The organism is Staphylococcus sp. TCBT05 (genome assembly GCF_055179755.1).
On record NZ_JBUQDQ010000040.1, the window covers coordinates 61,177 to 82,271 of the forward strand.

23 protein-coding genes and 1 riboswitch are annotated in these 21,095 nt (G+C 33.1%); of the genes, 19 read left to right on the forward strand and 4 right to left on the reverse strand.

Features of this window, described 5'->3' with window-relative positions; translation table 11 throughout:
- The first annotated feature begins 21 nt into the window (after positions 1-21).
- The 6 genes from atpG to fabZ all read left to right on the forward strand — a co-directional run bounded on the left by atpG (position 22) and on the right by fabZ (position 5,069).
- Positions 22-888 carry an ATP synthase F1 subunit gamma gene (atpG, locus tag ACY191_RS14030; RefSeq protein ID WP_042739537.1) on the forward strand — a complete coding sequence of 289 codons (867 nt, stop codon included), beginning with the start codon at positions 22-24 and terminating at the stop codon, positions 886-888.
- Between the two features lie 21 nt (positions 889-909).
- Positions 910-2,322 (forward strand): F0F1 ATP synthase subunit beta, encoded by a 1,413-nt coding sequence (atpD, locus tag ACY191_RS14035; protein ID WP_042739536.1) that lies wholly within the window; start codon positions 910-912, stop codon positions 2,320-2,322.
- Between the two features lie 19 nt (positions 2,323-2,341).
- Entirely contained in the window at positions 2,342-2,749 is a 408-nt protein-coding gene (locus ACY191_RS14040; RefSeq protein ID WP_042739535.1) for a F0F1 ATP synthase subunit epsilon, read from the forward strand.
- A 217-nt stretch (positions 2,750-2,966) separates the two neighbouring features.
- Positions 2,967-3,200, forward strand: coding sequence for a DUF1146 family protein (locus tag ACY191_RS14045; RefSeq protein WP_042739534.1), 234 nt, complete (start codon positions 2,967-2,969; stop codon positions 3,198-3,200).
- A gap of 111 nt (positions 3,201-3,311) precedes the next feature.
- On the forward strand, positions 3,312-4,577 hold the full coding sequence (murA, locus tag ACY191_RS14050; protein ID WP_042739533.1) for a UDP-N-acetylglucosamine 1-carboxyvinyltransferase: 1,266 nt from the start codon (positions 3,312-3,314) through the stop codon (positions 4,575-4,577).
- 51 nt (positions 4,578-4,628) lie between these two features.
- The gene (gene fabZ, locus ACY191_RS14055) at positions 4,629-5,069 is read left to right on the forward strand and encodes a 3-hydroxyacyl-ACP dehydratase FabZ (RefSeq protein WP_042739532.1); all 441 of its coding nucleotides are present in this window, start codon (positions 4,629-4,631) and stop codon (positions 5,067-5,069) included.
- A 61-nt stretch (positions 5,070-5,130) separates the two neighbouring features.
- Here the strand turns inward: fabZ and ACY191_RS14060 are convergent, their stop codons facing one another.
- Complete coding sequence (locus ACY191_RS14060; protein ID WP_042739531.1) at positions 5,131-5,580, reverse strand: YwpF-like family protein; 450 nt, start codon at positions 5,578-5,580, stop codon at positions 5,131-5,133.
- Positions 5,581-5,770: 190 nt separating this feature from the next.
- On the opposite strand from ACY191_RS14060, the gene ACY191_RS14065 reads away from it, so the two are divergent.
- From ACY191_RS14065 to yidC, 7 genes are all read left to right on the forward strand, one after another.
- Positions 5,771-6,190 (forward strand): single-stranded DNA-binding protein, encoded by a 420-nt coding sequence (locus tag ACY191_RS14065; RefSeq protein ID WP_229366893.1) that lies wholly within the window; start codon positions 5,771-5,773, stop codon positions 6,188-6,190.
- A gap of 454 nt (positions 6,191-6,644) precedes the next feature.
- On the forward strand, positions 6,645-7,328 hold the full coding sequence (locus tag ACY191_RS14070; RefSeq protein WP_229366892.1) for a transglycosylase family protein: 684 nt from the start codon (positions 6,645-6,647) through the stop codon (positions 7,326-7,328).
- Between the two features lie 120 nt (positions 7,329-7,448).
- Positions 7,449-7,547, forward strand: a riboswitch (TPP riboswitch).
- Positions 7,548-7,634: 87 nt separating this feature from the next.
- A complete protein-coding gene (tenA, locus tag ACY191_RS14075) occupies positions 7,635-8,324 on the forward strand; it encodes a thiaminase II (RefSeq protein ID WP_229366891.1) in 690 nt (229 codons plus the stop codon).
- Positions 8,317-9,138: a bifunctional hydroxymethylpyrimidine kinase/phosphomethylpyrimidine kinase gene (gene thiD, locus ACY191_RS14080; protein WP_042739527.1), complete on the forward strand. Its 822-nt coding sequence runs from the start codon at positions 8,317-8,319 to the stop codon at positions 9,136-9,138. The genes tenA and thiD overlap by 8 nt, the downstream gene beginning before the upstream one ends.
- Positions 9,131-9,919: a hydroxyethylthiazole kinase gene (thiM, locus tag ACY191_RS14085; protein WP_229366890.1), complete on the forward strand. Its 789-nt coding sequence runs from the start codon at positions 9,131-9,133 to the stop codon at positions 9,917-9,919. Before thiD ends, thiM begins: the two co-directional genes overlap by 8 nt.
- A 2-nt stretch (positions 9,920-9,921) precedes the next feature.
- On the forward strand, positions 9,922-10,560 hold the full coding sequence (gene thiE, locus ACY191_RS14090; RefSeq protein ID WP_107641701.1) for a thiamine phosphate synthase: 639 nt from the start codon (positions 9,922-9,924) through the stop codon (positions 10,558-10,560).
- A gap of 87 nt (positions 10,561-10,647) precedes the next feature.
- Positions 10,648-11,517, forward strand: a complete 870-nt coding sequence (gene yidC, locus ACY191_RS14095; RefSeq protein WP_042739524.1) for a membrane protein insertase YidC — start codon at positions 10,648-10,650, stop codon at positions 11,515-11,517.
- A 222-nt stretch (positions 11,518-11,739) separates the two neighbouring features.
- Here the strand turns inward: yidC and ACY191_RS14100 are convergent, their stop codons facing one another.
- Both ACY191_RS14100 and cls read right to left on the reverse strand, forming a co-directional pair.
- Positions 11,740-12,402 carry an HD domain-containing protein gene (locus ACY191_RS14100; protein ID WP_042739523.1) on the reverse strand — a complete coding sequence of 221 codons (663 nt, stop codon included), beginning with the start codon at positions 12,400-12,402 and terminating at the stop codon, positions 11,740-11,742.
- Between the two features lie 68 nt (positions 12,403-12,470).
- Complete coding sequence (cls, locus tag ACY191_RS14105; RefSeq protein ID WP_042739522.1) at positions 12,471-13,955, reverse strand: cardiolipin synthase; 1,485 nt, start codon at positions 13,953-13,955, stop codon at positions 12,471-12,473.
- 143 nt (positions 13,956-14,098) lie between these two features.
- Here cls and csoR point away from each other — a divergent pair, with 143 nt between their 5' ends.
- From csoR to ACY191_RS14120, 3 genes are all read left to right on the forward strand, one after another.
- A complete protein-coding gene (gene csoR / locus ACY191_RS14110; protein ID WP_229366889.1) occupies positions 14,099-14,392 on the forward strand; it encodes a copper-sensing transcriptional repressor CsoR in 294 nt (97 codons plus the stop codon).
- A 13-nt stretch (positions 14,393-14,405) separates the two neighbouring features.
- A complete protein-coding gene (gene csoZ, locus ACY191_RS14115; protein WP_229366888.1) occupies positions 14,406-14,609 on the forward strand; it encodes a putative copper chaperone CsoZ in 204 nt (67 codons plus the stop codon).
- 214 nt (positions 14,610-14,823) lie between these two features.
- On the forward strand, positions 14,824-14,964 hold the full coding sequence (locus ACY191_RS14120; RefSeq protein WP_107512514.1) for an Lmo0850 family protein: 141 nt from the start codon (positions 14,824-14,826) through the stop codon (positions 14,962-14,964).
- Between the two features lie 100 nt (positions 14,965-15,064).
- Here ACY191_RS14120 and ACY191_RS14125 read toward each other — a convergent pair whose 3' ends face one another.
- Entirely contained in the window at positions 15,065-16,282 is a 1,218-nt protein-coding gene (locus ACY191_RS14125; RefSeq protein ID WP_229366887.1) for an FtsW/RodA/SpoVE family cell cycle protein, read from the reverse strand.
- Between the two features lie 272 nt (positions 16,283-16,554).
- On the opposite strand from ACY191_RS14125, the gene ACY191_RS14130 reads away from it, so the two are divergent.
- The 3 genes from ACY191_RS14130 to cshA all read left to right on the forward strand — a co-directional run bounded on the left by ACY191_RS14130 (position 16,555) and on the right by cshA (position 20,925).
- Positions 16,555-17,625 carry a D-alanine--D-alanine ligase gene (locus ACY191_RS14130; RefSeq protein WP_042739518.1) on the forward strand — a complete coding sequence of 357 codons (1,071 nt, stop codon included), beginning with the start codon at positions 16,555-16,557 and terminating at the stop codon, positions 17,623-17,625.
- A 12-nt stretch (positions 17,626-17,637) separates the two neighbouring features.
- Positions 17,638-18,996 (forward strand): UDP-N-acetylmuramoyl-tripeptide--D-alanyl-D-alanine ligase, encoded by a 1,359-nt coding sequence (locus ACY191_RS14135; protein WP_229366886.1) that lies wholly within the window; start codon positions 17,638-17,640, stop codon positions 18,994-18,996.
- Between the two features lie 429 nt (positions 18,997-19,425).
- Entirely contained in the window at positions 19,426-20,925 is a 1,500-nt protein-coding gene (gene cshA, locus ACY191_RS14140) for a degradosome RNA helicase CshA (RefSeq protein WP_042739516.1), read from the forward strand.
- Positions 20,926-21,095 lie beyond the last annotated feature (170 nt).

The window sequence follows — 21,095 nt, forward strand, 5'->3', positions numbered from 1 at the left end:
TAAAATAAAGGTGGTGAGATAATGGCCTCTCTTAAAGAGATAGATACACGTATAAAATCAACAAAAAAGATGAAACAAATTACGAAGGCAATGAACATGGTATCGAGTTCGAAATTGCGTCGTGCTGAGAAAAACACGAAACAATTTAGACCATACATGGAAAAAATGCAAGATGCGATAACAGCAGTAGCTGGTGCGAATAAACATACACATCATCCTATGTTAAAGCAACGTGAAGTAAAGAAAAGTGGATATTTAGTAATTACCAGTGATAAAGGTCTTGCTGGCGCTTATAATGCGAACGTGTTAAAACGTCTACTCAAAGATATCGAACAGAAACATAACAGCAAAGATGAGTATACTATTTTGGTCTTAGGCCAAGTTGGTGTAGATTTTCTAAAGAATAAAGGATATGACATCAAAGAATCATTAGTTGATGTTCCTGATCAACCTTCTTTTAAAGAAATACAAGCGATTGCTAAAAAAGCAATTGATTTATATAGCGATGAAGAAGTAGATGAAGTTAAAATTTACTTCAGTCATTTCGTCAGTGTATTAGAACATAAACCATCAATGAAGACCGTACTTCCATTATCTCCAGAAGATTCAAGTTTAGGTCATGGTCAAATGTCATCTTATGAATTTGAACCAGACAAAGAATCAATATTGAGTGTCATACTACCTCAATATGTTGAGAGTTTAATATACGGAACAATATTAGATGCAAAAGCGAGTGAACATGCAACACGTATGACAGCTATGAAAAATGCATCAGATAATGCGACAGAACTTATTGATGATTTATCACTAGAATATAACAGAGCGAGACAAGCAGCAATTACACAGCAAATCACTGAAATTGTTGGTGGTTCAGCTGCACTTGAATAATAATTAAAGGAGGAAAATAGCATGGGATTAGGCCGTGTAACACAAGTTATGGGTCCAGTAATTGATGTTCGTTTTGAACACAATGAAGTTCCGGAAATTAATAATGCTTTAGAAGTTGAAGTTGTAAAAGACGATGAAACAGTTTCTTTAACATTAGAAGTAGCATTACAACTTGGTGATGACGTAGTTCGTACGATCGCTATGGATTCGACTGATGGCGTAAAGCGTGGTACAGAAGTTAAAGATACCGGTAAAAGTATTAGCGTTCCTGTAGGTGACGCAACATTAGGTAGAGTGTTTAACGTTCTTGGAGATACAATTGATTTAGAAGAAAAAATTGATGACTCTGTCAGACGTGACCCTATCCATAGAGAGTCTCCTGCATTTGATCAATTATCAACAAAAGTTGAAATTTTAGAAACAGGAATTAAAGTTGTTGATTTGTTAGCACCATATATTAAAGGTGGTAAAATCGGATTATTCGGTGGTGCCGGTGTAGGTAAAACCGTTTTAATTCAAGAATTAATCAACAATATCGCACAAGAACACGGTGGTATTTCCGTTTTTGCCGGTGTAGGAGAGCGTACACGTGAAGGTAATGATTTATACTTCGAGATGAGCGATAGTGGTGTTATTAAGAAGACAGCGATGGTCTTTGGTCAAATGAACGAACCACCTGGTGCTCGTATGCGAGTAGCACTTTCTGGTTTAACTATGGCTGAGTATTTCCGTGATGAAGAAGGGCAAGATGTTTTACTATTTATCGATAATATCTTCAGATTCACACAAGCTGGTTCTGAGGTTTCAGCATTATTAGGCCGTATGCCTTCAGCAGTAGGTTACCAACCTACACTTGCTACTGAAATGGGTCAATTACAAGAACGTATTACGTCAACGAATAAAGGTTCTGTAACGTCAATCCAAGCGGTATTCGTACCTGCCGATGACTATACTGACCCTGCACCAGCAACGGCATTTGCTCACTTAGATGCTACAACAAACTTAGAGCGTAAGTTAACTGAAATGGGTATTTACCCAGCAGTTGACCCACTGGCTTCAACTTCAAGAGCACTTGAGCCTACAATTGTTGGACAAGAACATTATGAAATTGCACGTAATGTCCAAGCTACTTTACAAAAGTATAGAGAGCTACAAGATATCATAGCTATTTTAGGTATGGATGAGTTATCTGAAGAAGATAAACAAACAGTTGAACGCGCACGTCGTATTCAATTCTTCTTATCACAAAACTTCCATGTAGCTGAACAATTTACTGGTCAAAAGGGATCTTATGTACCAGTGAAGAAAACTGTAGAAGACTTCAAAGCAATCCTTGATGGTAAATACGATCATATTCCTGAAGATGCGTTCCGTTTAGTCGGTGGCATGGAAGATGTAATCGCAAAAGCAAAAGATATGGGTGTTGAAGTTTAAAAATTAGGAGGTATGGATAGTGAGTAATACATTAAGCCTTAATATTGTCACTCCTAATGGTTCTGTTTACGACCGAGACGATGTAACGCTAGCAGTTTTGCAAACAACTGCTGGTGACATCGGGGTTATGTATGGACATATACCTACAGTTGCAGCGCTAGAAATTGGCTATGCCAAAATTAACTTTGATGGCGGTTCAGAATATATTGCAGTGAGTGAAGGTTTTGTCGAGGTTAGACAAGATAAGTTATCTATTATTGTTCAAACTGCAGAACCTGCAAATGATATAGATGTATCAAGAGCTGAACAAGCTAAATCTAAAGCAGAGTCGCATTTAAACGATAGCAATGGTAATAGTGACATTAATAGAGCCAAACGTGCACTAGAACGCGCAAATAACCGTATTCGTGTTGCTAATTTACAATAGATTTATGAAATTGAAGTTCCTTAATTTTAAGGAGCTTCATTTTTTTTGGTGAAATTGTATACGTTAATCTATTTTAAAATGAGTAAACTACTTTAAATTCGGGAAAAATAATATAGTGTAATTTAATCGTGTATCTAATTTACTGCTTAAGTATCTTTTCAAGCTTATTTCATGTAAAATAAGTAGATAGTGAATTGAATAGTGAGGTGCAGAAATTATGGAATACATGGCACAATTTTCAATAGTTCACCTAATCTTGCATGTTATTTGTATTTGTATTGCTTATTGGGCTTTAAACGCAGTGAGATTAGATCAGTTTTTTAAAAAGGGGTATCCCTTACAAATTCAAATCTGTATGATATTTTTAGCTATTTTATTAGGTACTGCTGTAAGTAATTTTCTTGTAGATTTATTACAATTTTCAACACAAATAAAATATTTGGCACAATAGTTCAAATGCTTGTACCTTTTTTAAAATACTAGATATAATGATTTGGAAGAATCATGAATTAAATAAAATTAGATGAAAATATTTATAAGTAGTAAAGTGGAGGATTTTAAGATGGATAAGATAGAAATTAAAGGTGGAAATAGATTAACAGGGGAAGTTAAGGTATCTGGTGCAAAAAACGCGGTATTACCTATACTAACTGCATCATTACTAGCATCTGATGGTGAAAGTAAATTATTAAATGTTCCAGCATTGAGTGACGTTGAAACAATTAATAACGTACTTTCAACATTAAATGCTGAAGTATCTTATAATAAAGAAGAAGATGCTGTAACAGTTGATGCAACGAAACAGTTAAATGAAGAAGCGCCATATGAATACGTAAGTAAGATGCGTGCAAGCATCTTAGTAATGGGACCATTATTAGCGAGATTAGGACATGCTAAAGTAGCACTTCCTGGTGGCTGTGCAATTGGTTCAAGACCTATTGAGCAACATATCAAGGGCTTTGAAGAACTAGGTGCAGAAATTCATATGGATGGTGGTTTCATTTATGCGACTACTAAAGATGGTTTGAAAGGTACAACAATCCATTTAGATTTTCCTAGTGTAGGTGCTACTCAAAATATTATTATGGCTGCATCACTTGCAGAAGGTAAGACTGTGCTTGAAAATGTTGCACGTGAACCTGAAATCGTCGATCTTGCTAATTACATTAATGAAATGGGAGGAAATGTAATTGGCGCAGGAACTGACACGATTACGATTCACGGCGTTGAGAAATTACATGGAGTAGAACATTCAATTATTCCAGATAGAATCGAAGCAGGTACATTGATTATTGCTGGTGCAATTACACGTGGTGACATTATTGTTCATGGTGCAATTAAAGAACATATGACAAGCTTACTATATAAGTTAGAAGAAATGGGTGTGGAATTAGAATACAACGGTGATTCTATACATGTTAAAGCAGAAGGTGAGTTAAAACCTGTAGATATTAAGACACTTCCGCATCCAGGATTCCCTACTGATATGCAATCACAAATGATGGCATTACTGTTGACTGCTGAAGGTCATAAAGTAGTTACAGAAACAGTATTTGAAAACAGATTTATGCATGTTGCAGAATTTAAACGTATGAATGCACGTATTACTGTAGAAGGTAGAAGTGCTAAAATAGAAGGTAAGAGTCAACTTCAAGGTGCTCAAGTTAAAGCAACAGACTTACGTGCAGCTGCAGCACTTATCTTAGCTGGATTAGTTGCAGATGGTGTAACACAAGTTACAGAATTAAAGCACTTAGATAGAGGATATGTTGATTTACATGGTAAACTTAATGGATTAGGTGCAGATATTAAACGTACTCAAGACTAATCATAGTACGATATGAAACAGCAATGAATATTGAGTTGGAGGAAACAAGTCATGGAAACAATTTTTGATTACAATCAAATTAAGGAAATCATCCCACATAGACAACCATTTTTATTGATTGATCGTGTTGTCGAATATGAAGAAGGGCAACGTTGCGTAGCGATAAAGCAAGTTTCAGGAAACGAACCATTTTTCCAAGGACATTTTCCAGAATATGCGGTAATGCCTGGTGTATTGATAACTGAGGCTTTGGCTCAAACAGGTGCAGTCGCAATGTTAAACAATGAAGCCAATAAAGGAAAGTTAGCTTTGTTTGCAGGTATCGATAAATGCAGATTTAAAAAGCAAGTAACTCCTGGAGACACTTTAAGATTAGAAGTGGAAATTACGAAGATGAAAGGGCCAATTGGTAAAGGTAATGCTAAAGCAACTGTAGATGGACAAGTTGCATGTAGCTGTGAACTAACATTTGCCCTACAAGATAGTAAATAATAAAAATAACCGTAAAAGTTTTATGTATGTAAATACTATAACTTTTACGGTTATTTTATTTTTATTCTTTTTCAAACTTTTCATCTTTTAATCGAGGTTTAGATTGCATCATTCTATTAAATGATTTCTTGAGTTCTTCTCCAGATAATCCTTCATCGATTAATTGTTCTAATAAGCTTTCAGCATAAACTTGTCTCAATGTATAAATATGACATTCAAAAACTACCGAAATCGACTGTGCTTGTTCCAATTTACTAATATGTTTTATCGTGGCATCAAACAATGCAGGATCATTGGCTGGACGTGTAATAACTACACGGATATCTAGTAGTGTTTCATCGTCCATATATTTTTTCATTGTTTCATAATGAAAATCTGAAATGACGATTTCAAGCAACCAGCCAGTGCCACTACTCTCTTTATTGATAATGACACCATCATCTAATTCGTATTCAGTTACACCACCATTTTCTGATACAATTTGAAATCGAACGGCTTTAAAGGTCTTCATCGTCTTCACATCCAATTATAATTTTTAAAATCTACGATATTTCTATTTATAGTAGTATTATAACGTAATTTTAATTGAGAAAGGTAATATTTATAAAAATGTGATGAATCTACTCTTAATATATTTATATAATTGTGTTTTGACTATAAAGACAGCTTTGCATATGATAAGGCTATGAAGGAGGTGACACATGATTAATAACATTGTCATTGTCGGTAGACTGACAAAGGACCCACAAATATATGAGAAGGAGGGAAAGAAATTAGCTACGTTCTGTGTAGCTGTTAATCGGAGTTACAAAGACAAAGATCAGAATACCATTTGTGATTATTTATATTGTAAAGCATTCGGTAAACTAGCTCATAATATTGAACACTATATCAACCAAGGTTCACTAGTCGGCGTTACTGGTAAGTTACAATCTAGTAAATATGAGAAAGAAGGTCAGACACATTTTGTATCTGAAATATTTGTCGAATCAATTAAGTTCATGTCTAAACGTGCTACGAAAGAAAGTACATCACTTTATGAAACTATCCCACTAGATGCGCAACAACATTTAACCGAACAATCTGAAATAGCAAACAATAAATTATTTGAAATTGTTTAATACATCCACTTTATAACAAATAATCCCTTTTATAATCCATTCAAATTAATATACATTTAATCCTACTATTCATTATACTTTTCAGGCTATTCTTCTCTAATGATTGAAATTGAGAAGGATAGCTTTTGTCATGTTGAAAATAAAGATAATCACATTCAAATAGAGTGTAATAACACACCAAAAAACACTGTTGTGACAGTTTTTATTGACTGAATAGTCAGATAAATTACAATAATATTACGCAGTTAATAACAATCACAAACGCTTAAAAGCTTTCATAGCAATCTAAAACAGTTTAAATTCAAAAAATATATAATTTTTTTGATGTAACTAGGATGTAAAAAAGACTGTTGTTTTTTTATTTCTCTGTAACCTACAGGTATGTTTTGAATGTTATAGTTGCTTTAGCAAATTAATCATAAAACTAATTACCTTATAGGAGGAATTTTTAGAAATGAAAAAGACAGTAATTGCATCAACATTAGCAGTAGGTTTAGGAGTAACAGGCGTTGCAGCAGGAAATTCAGCAGACGCTTCAGAACAAGGAGTTAATAAAGCTGAGTTAGCGCAATTAGCTCAATCAAATCCACAACAATTAAATGAATCTCCAGTACATGAAGGTTCATATAACTATAACTTTAACTTAAACGGTGTCAACTATAACTTTGAATCAAATGGTGAAACATGGTCATGGAGTTATGGCGAAGGCGCTTCAAATAATAATTCTGGTTCAACTGAAGTTGAACAACCACAACAACAAACAACTACACAAACTGAACAACCAGCTCAAGAAGCAGCACCACAAACTGAACAAACACAACAACCACAACAAGAAGCAACAACACAACAAGCTTCAACACAACAAAGTTCAAGTAGTGAAGAATCAACTGGTTCTTCAGTAAATGTAAATAGTCATTTACAACAAATCGCTCAACGTGAATCAGGCGGAGATTTAAAAGCTGTTAATCCTTCAACAGGTGCAGCAGGTAAATATCAATTCTTACAAAGCACTTGGGATTCAGTAGCTCCTGATGAGTACAAAGGCGTATCTCCAACAGAAGCTCCAGAATCAGTTCAAGACGCAGCAGCAGTTAAATTATATAATACAGCTGGTGCTTCACAATGGGTAACTGCATAATATATATGAAATAAGTTATTTTAAGCTCACTCCAGACTAGGGGTGAGCTTATTTTGTGAATTGGACTTTATTGCAATGTTATAAACATTTTGTTATGTTTAAATAAATATAAAGATTAAAAAATACTACTAGGGGAGCCAAATGGCTGAGATGAATAAATTCAGACCCTTACAACCTGATTTGGTTAGTACCAACGTAGGAAAGTAGTGCAATTTATAGTAGGTCATGTTTTGTTACGACTTCTATAGATTTACTACATTCCTATTGTTGGAATGTAGTTTTTTTTATTATAGGAGGACTTTGATTTTGTTATTTTCAGAAGAATTAAAAAAAGCAGCAGCACCTATTTTAAATGACATATATGATGAACCATTTATCCAAGACATGCTCCATGGAGAGTTGTCGTACGAGGCGACAAAATTTTATTTAAGAGCAGATGCGTCTTATTTGAAGGAATTTGCGAATATATATGCATTGTTGATACCAAAAATGCCTGAATTGACAGATGTTAAGTTCTTAGTTGAACAAATTCAATTTATAGTAGATGGTGAAGTTGAAGCACACGAAATTCTTGCGGATTATGTGCAAGCTCCATATGATGAAATCGTTAAAGAAAAGGTTTGGCCCCCAAGTGGAGACCATTATATAAAACATATGTATTATTATGCCTTTGCTAAAGAAAATGCAGCATATACAATAGCTGCTATGGCACCTTGCCCATATGTATATCAAGTGATTGCTAATAGAGCACTTCAAGATCCAGAATTAAATACAGATTCAATTTTAAAACAATGGTTTGACTTTTACAGTACTGAAATGGATGAATTGGTTAAAGTCTTTGATGATTTAATGAATAAATTAACAGCACATGTTAGTAAAGAAGAACGAAATGAAATTAAAGAATCATTTTTACAAAGTACGATACATGAAAAAAACTTTTTTGCAATGTCTTATAATCAAGAGGCATGGTCATTTGGAGGAGATAAAGATGAATAAACCTAAAATAGCTTTGACAATAGCAGGTACTGATCCTACAGGCGGAGCAGGTGTTATGGCTGACTTGAAATCATTTCATGCATGTGGTGTTTATGGTATGGCGACAATAACAAGTATTGTTGCTCAAAATACAAAGGGCGTACAACATATTCATAATTTAGAAACAGAATGGTTAAAAGAACAATTAGAAAGTGTCTTTGATGATGAATTGCCTCAAGCTATAAAGACAGGGATGATTGCATCTAAAGAAATGATGGAGTTAATTGCACAATATTTACAAGCATATCCAGAAATTCCATATGTCATAGATCCAGTGATGCTTGCAAAAAGTGGAGATGCCTTAATGGATGACGAAGCAAAAGCAGATTTACAGAATATCTTATTACCATATGCCACTGTTGCAACGCCAAATATCCCGGAAGCAGAGGAAATTGTTGGATTTAAGATTAATTCTGAAGCAGATATATATAAAGCAGGAAAGTTATTTATCGAAGAAATTGGAAGTAAAGGTGTTGTGATAAAAGGTGGACATTCTACAGATTTAACGACTGCTAAAGATTACTTGTTTACCACGGAAGACGTTTTTACGTTCGATTCACCTCGTTATGAAACAAAGCATACACATGGTACAGGTTGTACATTTTCAGCAGTTATTACAGCAGAATTAGCCAAAGGCAAATCAATTTATGCTGCTGTGCAAAAAGCTAAAAACTTTATAGCGTTAAGTATTAAACATACACCAGAAATCGGACAAGGTAGAGGACCAGTAAATCACTTTGCATATATGAAAGAAGTGGGGTTAGATGATGAATAATTTAGATAAGATAAAAACCATGCAGCCATTAATTATTTGTTATACCAATGACGTTGTTAAGCATTTTACTGCAAATGGCTTACTGAGTTTAGGGGCAAGTCCGGCAATGAGTGAAGCACCTGAAGAAGCGACAGAAATGTTATCCGTTGCACAAGCATTATTAATCAATATTGGCACAATTACTAAAGATAGAGCGAAAGATATGTTAGAAATTGCTAAAATTGCAAATAAAGTTGGTACACCTGTGATATTTGATCCAGTTGCAGTTGGTGCATCTGATTTTAGAAAACAGTTCTGTAAGCAATTTATAGAGGAAATTGATATCGCAGTCATTAAAGGTAATGCTTCTGAAGTACTAACACTAATCGATGATGAAACAACGATGAAAGGTACAGATAGTGATGTGAATTTAGATGCAATAGATATCGCACGTAAAGCACTTGATCAATTACAAACAGCGATTGTAATTACAGGTAAAGAAGATATTATAGCGCAGGATAACAAAGTGATTCAATTGTCAAATGGTTCTTCATTACTGACACGTATAACTGGTGCGGGTTGTTTATTAGGTGCTATTGTAGGGGCCTTTTTAACTGAAAAGGGAAAGGTACAAATACAGCAATTAGAAGAAGCGGTTGCTATTTATAATATTGCAGCTGAAGCAGCGGAACAACTGGCAGGTCATCAAGGACCGGCATCATTTATGACAGCATTACTAGACGCGTTATATCATATTTCATATGATGATTATTTAAAATCAAATCGTAGAACAGAGGTATAAGGATGTTTGATAAACAACAATTAAAATTATATTTTATATGTGGGACACAAGATATTCCGGAAGCAACTACGATTCAACATGTATTAAAAGAAGCTTTAAGTGCCGGTATAACGATGTTCCAATTTAGAGAAAAGGGTGCTACAGCTTTAAGAGGGAATGATAAAGAAAAACTTGCAATAGAGTTATTAGAATTATGTCGTGCTTACAATGTACCATTTATAGTTAATGATGATATTGAACTAGCTCGTAAAATCGATGCGGATGGTGTACATGTTGGACAAGATGATCAGTCAGTTAATGTATTTGCAACTCAGTTTCAAGATAAAATTATTGGTTTGAGCATAAGTGATGAAGATGAGTATCAACAATCTGACCTTACACATGTTGATTATATTGGTGTTGGTCCGATGTATCAAACTTCATCTAAAAAGGATGCTAATGCACCGGTAGGTCCTTCAATGATACCAACTTTACGTGCACATGTTGGAGATTTACCAATTGTGGCAATAGGTGGTATACAAATAGATAATACAAATACAATTATGCAGCATGGCGCAGATGGCGTTTCAGTGATTTCTGCTATTGCTCAAAGTAGTTCAGTTTCAAATACTGTTCGACAATTTTTACAAACTGTTGAATAATATATAAAATTCACTGTTTTTGATTTCTACTTCTCTTTGAGTATGATAAAATAAATTCTATGTGAATAAATCATTAGAGGTGGAAAAATGAAGAAGAAAGCACTACTACCTTTGCTTTTAGGTGTAATGGTCTTTTTAGCAGGCTGTGACTATTCAAAACCTGAAAACAGAGACGGATTTTTCTTTAATACATTTGTAGAACCAATGGATAAACTTATTCATTGGCTAGGATCAAGTTTTAACAATGACTACGGTCTAGCAATCATTGTACTTGTATTAGCAATCCGTGTCGTATTATTACCATTCATGCTATCAAACTATAAAAATAGTCATATGATGCGTGAAAAAATGAAAGTTGCAAAGCCAGATATCGACGCAATTCAAGAAAAAGTTAAACGCTCACGCACACAAGAAGAAAAAATGGCAGCAAACCAAGAAATGATGGAAGTTTATAAGAAATATGATATGAATCCAATGAAGAGTATGTTAGGTTGTTTACCGATGTTAATTCAAATGCCTATCATCATGGGATTATTCTTCGTATTAAAATATCCTTCTAAGGGTGGATTTACTGAGCATCCTAATTTCTTATGGTTTAACTTATCACATCCAGATATTTGGATTACGATAATTGCCGGAATATTATACTTCTTACAAGCATTTGTTTCTAGTAAGAGTATGCCAAATGAACAAAGACAAATGGGTTATATGATGATGATCATTTCACCAATTATGATCGTTTGGATTTCATTAAGTTCAGCATCAGCATTAGGATTATATTGGTCAGTCAGTGCGGCATTCTTAATTGTACAAACACAATTGGCTAATATGTACTACTCTAAACTCGCTAAAAAAGAAGTTGCACCAATGATTGAAGCAATGAGTAAAAACAAAGAAACTTCTGGTAAAAAAGCAGGGAACACACAAGTAGTATCAAAGAAAAATAAAAAGAAATAAAATATAATAAATGTGAAGTATTAGAAATTTATATCTATTGATTAATTAACAAATTCAAGGATATAAATCCTAAAATATAGCCAGTAAATGAGTGTATCCATTCATTTACTGGCTTTTATTTTTTTACAATATAATATTTTGTAACTTCATATATTTAATTATATAAAAAAAGTGTGTCGAAGCATGATGTATATATTAATTTTGAATGTATTTATAAATGAGTTAGAAATACCATTCTTGAAAAAATTGTTTAACAAAATTTTCCATATAAATATGTCTTTCTTCTGCTAGTTTCTTTGCGGTCGTCGTATGCATTAAATCCTTTAATTTGAATAGTTTGTCATAAAAATGCTTAATAGCAGATGGAGGACTATGCATAATATCATTGGTATGTGGTATTTGCTGTGCTTTTTCGACATTTGTGTCTATTGTGGATGTTTGCCACATAGGTTCTCCAAAGTGTCCAGCAAATTGGAATGTACGTGCGATACCGATAGCGCCGAGAGCATCTAATCGATCAGCATCTCTGACAATTTGTCCTTCAATTGATAATTGAACTGCATTATTTTTGCCATCTTTATAACTTATATGTTTGATGATATGTAATATGTGTTGTTGTTGATGAGAAGTGAGTTGTAATTGTTGCAGAAAATTAGTTAATGCTACTAACCCCTCAGATTGATTGGTAAGTTTGTCATCTACAGTATCATGTAACAAGCTAGCTAACTCGATAATGATTTTGCTTCCGATTTGTTCCGAGTCAGAAATATACCTTGCTAAATGTAAGACACGTTCGACATGTGCTACATCATGACCAGTGGTATCATTTTTATGAAACTGATACATATAAGCTTTAGCATGTTTGATTTGTTCTAAATAATCCATTTAAACGCACTCCTTAAAATAATAAATCTAAAGTAATGATTCAATCACTACTTTAGATTATCAGATTTCTATAAAATGGGGGACAATAATTGAGAAATGCTCTCTTTAAATTTAACCCATAATCCACGTTTATCATAAATAGATTGAGTCAATTTGGTAGATACCTTTAAATCATGTTCAAATGCATCTTTTAGTAATTGTGCAATTTCAGTATCATAGATAAATGCATTTACTTCAAAGTTTAAAGTGAAGCTACGATGATCCATATTAGCTGTACCTACACTGGCTACTTCTTCATCTATAATTAATGTCTTAGAATGTAAAAAACCATGTTGATACTGATAAATATTTACCCCAGCATCCAGTAAAGATGCTACATTATTATAAGTTGCCCAATAGACAAATGGATGATCTGGCTTATTCGGTATCATTACATTAACATCAACGCCACCTAAAGATGCAATTTTGATAGCATCTAGGAATGCTTGATCGGGAATGAAGTATGGTGATTGTATATAGATTGATTTTTTTGCTGACGAAATCATTTTTAAATAGCCATATTTAATCTGTTCCCATGTCTCATCTGGGCCACTAGAAGCTATTTGAATCCCTTTACTACCACCAGAATCGACATCTGGAAAATATTTCTCAGCATACTTCAAATTATCCCTAGTAGATTGTGCGTTCCAGTCCAACATAAATCTTAATTGCAATGCATTAACTGCATCTCCAACAATTTTTAAGTGTGTGTCTCTCCAATAACCGAATTTCTTTTTTAAACCAAGATACTCATCACCAACATTAAAGCCTCCCACATAGCCAATGTGACCATCAATTATTACAATTTTACGGTGATTTCTATTATTCATTCGGAGATTAATTAAAGGTAATTTTGAAGGGAAAAATGCTTCGACATGGCCACCTTTTTTGCGAAATGCTTTAAAGTCTTTGATAGATAATCGTCTAGATCCCATATCATCATATAGCATTTTCACTTCAAGACCTTCATCTAGTTTATGCTCTAGTGCTGTCAGTATACGCTTTCCTAAGTCGTCATTTCTGAAGATGTAATATTGGATATGTATATAATCCTTCGCATTATATATATCGTTAATTAAACTATCAAATTTTTCTTTACCATCAGTAAATACTTGAATATCATTGTCAGTCGTCAAAAAGGCTGCATTGTTATAGAGGAGCATTTGTACCATATCTTTAAACTTAACAATTTGATGATTACCTTTTGAAAATTCATCATTTTTCAAAGCTTCTAATTGTTCATTTACAATCATTTCTATACCGACTTTGTCTTCTTCATCTAAAGAGAAAATACGTTCTCTTTGTATTTGACGTCCAAATAGTAAATAAATAATGAAACCGAGTATAGGCAAGAGCAGTAATACTAAAATCCATGCCCATATGGAACCTGCAGAGCGACGTTCCATAAAAATGATTGTGAAAGCAAAGATAAGGTTTAATATAAATGCACTAATTAAAATAACATTAATGACTACATTTGTATGGTAAAAAGTTAAAGAAAATATATCTATCATATTAAACCTCCACACTAACTCAATATTTATTGAAAATTATAAAAGTCTTAATTATTGTAACATGCTCAGTTAGGTTTATCACTTGACTTATACCTATTAGGGGTATAATATATTTTTGAATTGAAAAATGGAGGCGTATATTTATGAAAGAGACAGAAACTGCGCATCATTCAGAGCAAACAAAATCTAATTTGAAATCACGATTAAACCGAATTGAAGGACAAGTGCGCGCAATTAATAGAATGATTGATGAAGATGTGTATTGTGATGATGTATTAACTCAGATTAGAGCAACGCGTTCTGCCTTAAATAGTGTCGCGACGAAATTATTAGACCATCATATGAAGAGTTGTATTATGGATAAGGTCAATCATGGACAACAAGAAGAAGCGATGGAAGAATTATTAGTTACATTTCAAAAGTTAATGAAAGATTAGAGAGGGAATAGCAGTGCAAACACAAACCATACAAGTTAGTGAATTAAATGATCAAACTAAATTAGAATTATTAAATCAGACTTTGACTGAAATTGATGGTGTCAAGTCAGTCCAAATGGATACCGATGATCATGTCATTACAATAAAATTTGAAACACCTGCAAGTTTAAATAATTTAGAAAAAGCAGTTTACGATTTAGGATATACTGTATTGTAAACTATTAACAATAAATAGTAGTTAACAATCATAATAAAATTGTTTTGGATAAAGTTTATGAGGTTATTTTTTACAACTTAACTTTAAAGCTAATTAATTATGTCTATTTTTATACTAATCACAATATTTAATTAAAAAAATTTGAATATAATGTGGTAATTGTTATATAAATCGGGTAATATGAAGTAGAAGCTTGAAAGTTAGGGGTGATGATATGAATAAGGATAACCAAAAAATTCAAAATGTAGTTAAACTATTATCATCATTAGGGGTAAACATTAAGAAGACCAAATCAAGATTTGAAGTGATGCATACTTTACCAGCTACTGTTAAAACCGCTAACGAATTGAAATAGTCACCTATTAAAACGATTGGAGCAACGCTCTCGTCGTTTTTTTTATAGAAATAGCCATGAGATAATCAATACATTATCTCATGGCTATTTTCATGTTTGTTTACGTGCGCGCTAATGATTGTTGTTCAGTACTTGTACTTGGTGCGTATTGCTTTGGCTGATGATATGTGATTGATAGCAAGACACCAACGCCACACATGAGACTCCATAATGAACTACCACCGTAACTAATAAATGGTAAAGGAATACCAGTAATTGGTAATAATTGAATTGTCATGCCTATATTTTGTAAGACATGGAATAAGATTAATGCTACATATCCGATAATAAATAGTTTACTAAATGGCATTTCAATTTTACTAGCTAATCGGATAAGGTGGAAAATAAGTGCTAAATATACAAGCAATAATATCACCGAACCAATAAAGCCAAATTCTTCACCAATAACTGAAAAAATAAAGTCTGTATGGTTCTCTGGTATATATACTTCGCCGTGATTGAAGCCCTTTCCAAAAAGTTGACCCGAACCAATAGCTTTCAACGACTCTGTTAAATGATAGCCATCACCACTGCTATAAGTGTAAGGATCTAACCATGAACTAATTCTACCCAATTGATAAGTCTTAATGCCGAGTACATTTTCTATCAATGAAGGTTTATAAATAATAGAAAGTATTATCGAAGAGCCTAGTACAAACATTGCTATAAACAAGGGTGCTAATATTCTCCAAGAAATACCACTTACGATAATTAGACCTACAATTATGGCGCAAATGACTAATGTTGTTCCTAAGTCATTTTGTAATAATATTAAGCCCATTGGAATAATAGAAACACCAATAATTTTAAATAATAATTTAAAGTCTGTTTCTATCGTGCGATTAAATGTAAATTGGTTGTGTTTAGAAATTAATTTGGCTAAAACTAATATCAACACGACTTTCATAAATTCTGAAGGTTGGATGCTGATTGGTCCAAATTTATACCAACTTTTTGCACCATTGATGATTGGGGTAAACGGTGTCTCTGGAATAATAATGAGAATAAATAGACCAATACAAAGTATGAAATATAATAAGTATGTATATTTCATCAACTTCTTAGGCGATATTAGCATAATTAAGCCAGCAATTATCCCACCGAATACGTAATACAAAATTTGTCTGATACTGAAATTGGCGCTATATTGCCCGCCGCCCATAGCAGAGTGTATGATTGATACACTTATGATTGCTAATAGAGCGAGAATTGCGACGAGTTTCCAGTCTATACGACGTATCCAATGATTCTTTTTTAATTGACGTGAAGTACTACTCATTTCCTACTCCTTTAAAAAGCTAAATTTCTCTATCTATGTATCATATGTCGATTTTACCGAATTTTAAAATATTTTGCTAGAAGTAGGGGTCTCAAAATATAATTATTATAGATTTAAGCCACATAAAACGGTAAAATATGGTGAGCAATACATTTAATGAAGTTCTATTTAATAAAATGAAAAATAATCTATTGTTATACCACTTAACAAATGCAAAAGACTATTAAGTCGTGATATGATGTAGTTTAAGAATTGTATATGGAGGCAAAATTATGGCTAAGGAAAATGTGTGTATCGTATACGGAGGGAAAAGTGCAGAACATGATGTTTCAATTTTGACAGCACAAAATGTCTTGAACGCAATTGATAAAGAGCAGTATCAAGTAGACATTATATACATTACTAATGATGGTGACTGGAAAAAGAAAGAAAACATTGTAGATTCAATTACTGACATAGACACTTTACGTTTATCTGATATATCTGCAGGCGAAATTTCTCAATTATTAGGTGTTGGAAGTTCTGGAGAAAAATATAGCGCAGTATTTCCATTATTACATGGACCAAATGGAGAAGATGGAACGATACAAGGTTTATTTGAAGTATTAGACCTACCATATGTAGGAAATGGTGTACTTGCAGCGTCTAGTTCAATGGATAAGCTTGTAATGAAGCAGTTATTCGAACATAGAGGCTTACCACAATTACCGTATGTGAGCTTTTTAAGAAGTGAATATAATAAGTATCAACACAATATTTTAAAACTTGTGCATGATAAATTAGAATTCCCAGTGTTTGTTAAACCAGCAAACCTAGGATCAAGTGTAGGTATCAGTAAATGTAATAATGAAGCTGAATTAAAGCAAGGTATTGAAGAAGCCTTCCAATTTGACCGTAAATTGGTGATTGAACAAGGTATCGAAGCTAGAGAAATCGAAGTAGCAGTATTAGGTAATGACTACCCTGAAACAACATGGCCAGGTGAAGTAATTAAAGATGTAGCATTTTACGATTATAAAGCGAAATATAAAGATGGTAAGATCAAACTAGATATTCCTGCAGATTTAGATGAAGAAGTTCAAATGACATTGAGAAACATGGCAGTTGAAGCCTTTAAAGCAACTGACTGTTCTGGGTTATTACGTGCAGATTTCTTTGTGACAGAGGATAACCAAATCTTTATAAATGAAACGAATGCTATGCCAGGATTTACAGCATACAGTATGTACCCAAGTCTATGGGAAAATATGGGGCTGTCATATTCTGACTTAATTAAGAAATTGATAGAATTAGCTAAAGAAAAGCATGCAGACAAACAACAAAATAAATATAACATTGATTGAGGCGAATAAATCATGATTGAAGTAACTTTAGAACAAGTCCAAGATTGGATTCCTTGTGAAATTGATAATGAATACCTAGATTATACGATTCGTGGTGTTAGTATTGATTCACGTATAATCAATGAACAAAATTTATTTATTCCTTTTAAAGGTGAACATGTAGATGGTCATAAATTTGTACCGCAAGCCTTAAAGGATGGTGCAGGTGCTGCCTTTTATCAGAAGGGTGTACCATTAGACAATAATGATGTTGATGGTCCAATCATTTGGGTTGAAGATACATTAGTTGCATTACAACAGTTAGCAAAAGCGTATTTGGATTTTGTGAATCCAAAAGTTATTGCAGTAACTGGATCTAATGGTAAGACGACAACTAAAGATATGATTGAAAGTGTATTAAAACCTCAATTTAAAGTAAAAAAAACACAAGGAAATTATAATAATGAAATTGGCTTGCCATTGACGATACTGGAATTAGATATTGATACAGAAATTTCAATTTTAGAAATGGGCATGTCAGGTTTCCATGAAATTGAAAGCTTATCACTTTTAGCAACGCCAGATATTGCTATAATCACTAATATTGGTGAGTCTCACATGCAAGATTTAGGATCACGCGAAGGTATTGCGCAAGCTAAATCAGAAATAGCTATCGGTTTAGAGTCAGGAGGACTCTTCATATATGATGGAGATGAACCTCTACTTGTTCCTCATGTGAAAACACTGACTGATTGTGAGCAAATCAGTATTGGTAAAGGTAATGACAACAAATTAACTTGCCAAATTAAAGAAGTGAAAGATAGTGGTATTACCTTTGAAATTAATGGTTCTGAAAGTTATGAGTTACCTATTTTAGGTGAACATAATATGAAAAATGCGAGCATAGCTATTGCAGTTGGTAAGCATTTGAATTTAAGTTATGATCAAATCTATAATAATTTAAAGGCAGTCCAATTAACGGGTATGAGAATGGAACAACATCATTTAACAGATGGAACATTGTTAATCAATGATGCATATAACGCTAGTCCAACAAGTATGAAAGCAGCTATTGATACGTTGTCTGGAATGGATGGTAGAAAAATGCTTGTTCTTGCAGATGTCTTAGAGTTAGGTGCAGACAGTAAATTAATGCATGAAGCGGTTGGACAATATCTAGCTGACAAAGGGATAACTGCATTGTTTACATTTGGAACAGAAGCCAATTATATTCATGATAGTGGTAAAGGCTTTGTTCAAGAAGCACAACACTTCGATGATAAGCAAGCGTTGATTAATGAACTTAAAGCTTATAAAGAACCAGCAGATAAAATTTTAGTCAAAGGTTCAAGAGGAATGAAATTAGAAGAGGTTGTTGAAGCCTTAAAATAGTTTTAATTTAATATCAATTTAAGTCTTTCTTGCTATTTTATAATGATAAGCTAATCGACACGTATAAAGTCGGTTAGCTTTTTTGTTGTAAAAATAGTATGTGATACTTCGATAATAGGATATTCTTATTAGACTTTTAAAAAATAGAGGTAATAAAACTATTGTATGTAGCAGTTATTTGGTAAATCATCTTTAGTAACAACTTTTTTTCAAAAGATAATCTTCTTCGATAAAATATTAATCAAACGCTTACAACCTATATCTTACAACATTTTTAAAATTGTATTATTTATTTTTATGAGTTATTTACGTTCTATTATGAAATTTGGTTTATTGCGATTATACACTTGAGGTGGTACTATTAAGAAGTTGAAGAAACTTAAGTGAACATATATGTATTGAAATACAGATAAATAAAGGAGAATTATATTGCAAAATTTTAAAGAATTAGGGATCTCGGATAAGGTAGTTGAAACCCTAGAATCTATTGGGTTTACTGAGGCCACACCTATACAAAAAGATAGTATCCCTCTTGCCTTAGAAGGTAAAGACGTTCTTGGCCAAGCACAAACAGGTACAGGGAAAACTGGTGCGTTTGGTATTCCATTAATCGAAAAAGTAATGGGTAAAGAAGGCGTCCAAGCTTTAATCTTAGCTCCTACAAGAGAGTTAGCGATGCAAGTAGCCGAATCAATTAAAGAATTTAGTAAAGGACTTAACGTTCAAGTCGTTACTGTATTTGGTGGTATGCCGATCGACCGTCAAATCAAAGCACTTAAAAAAGGCCCTCAAATCGTGGTTGGTACACCAGGACGAGTGATTGACCATTTAAATCGTCGTACATTAAAAACAAACGATATTCACACATTAATCTTAGATGAAGCAGATGAAATGATGAACATGGGCTTTATCGATGATATGAAATTTATCATGGATAAGATTCCTGCTTCACAACGTCAAACAATGCTATTCTCAGCAACGATGCCTAAAGCAATTCAAACGTTAGTTCAACAATTTATGAAATCACCATCAATTGTTAAAACGATGAATAATGAAAATTCAAATCCTCAAATTGAAGAGTTCTATACTATTGTAAAAGAATTAGAAAAATTTGATACATTTACGAATTTCTTAGATGTCCATCAACCAGAGCTTGCTATTGTATTCGGCCGTACGAAACGCCGTGTAGATGAATTGACAAGTGCATTGATTTCTAAAGGTTATAAAGCTGAAGGATTACATGGTGATATTACACAAGCTAAACGTTTAGAAGTACTTAAAAAATTCAAAAACGATCAATTAGACATTTTAGTTGCAACAGATGTAGCTGCAAGAGGATTAGATATTTCTGGTGTAAGTCATGTATATAACTTTGATATTCCTCAAGATACAGAAAGTTATACACATAGAATAGGACGTACTGGTCGTGCAGGTAAAGAAGGTATTGCGATTACATTTGTTAATCCAATTGAGATGGATTATATCCGTCAAATTGAACAAACAAATAAACGTCAAATGCAAGCGTTAAGACCACCACATCGTAAAGAAGTATTAAAAGCGCGTGAAAGTGATATTAAAGGTAAAGTCCAAAAATGGATGTCACGTGATAGTGAACCACGATTACAACGTATTGCTTCAGAATTAATTGAAGAATATAGTGACGTTAACTTAGTAGCTGCGTTATTACAAGAATTAGTGGAATCAAATGATGATGTAGATGTACAATTAACATTTGAAAAACCACTTTCTCGTAAAAACAGACAAAGTAAAGGTCCAAAACGTGGTAACAATAAACGCGGTAATAAATTCGATAACAAAAATCGTCGTTCAAAAGGCGGTTATAATAAGAAGAAAAACGATCGCTCAAACGACCGAAATAATAATAAAAAGTCAATGAAAGGTCGAACTTTCGCTGACCACAAGAAATAAAACGAACATGACCATATATGAACTTTAGGTTTAATCATCCCATTAATAATGGGATGATTTTTTTGTTTTTACCTTAAAAAACATGAAGTAAATTCGCTATTAATAAGCAATATTATTAAATTGTTTTAGCATTAATTTAAAAAATGATTGTTTACTAAGATGATTAAAGT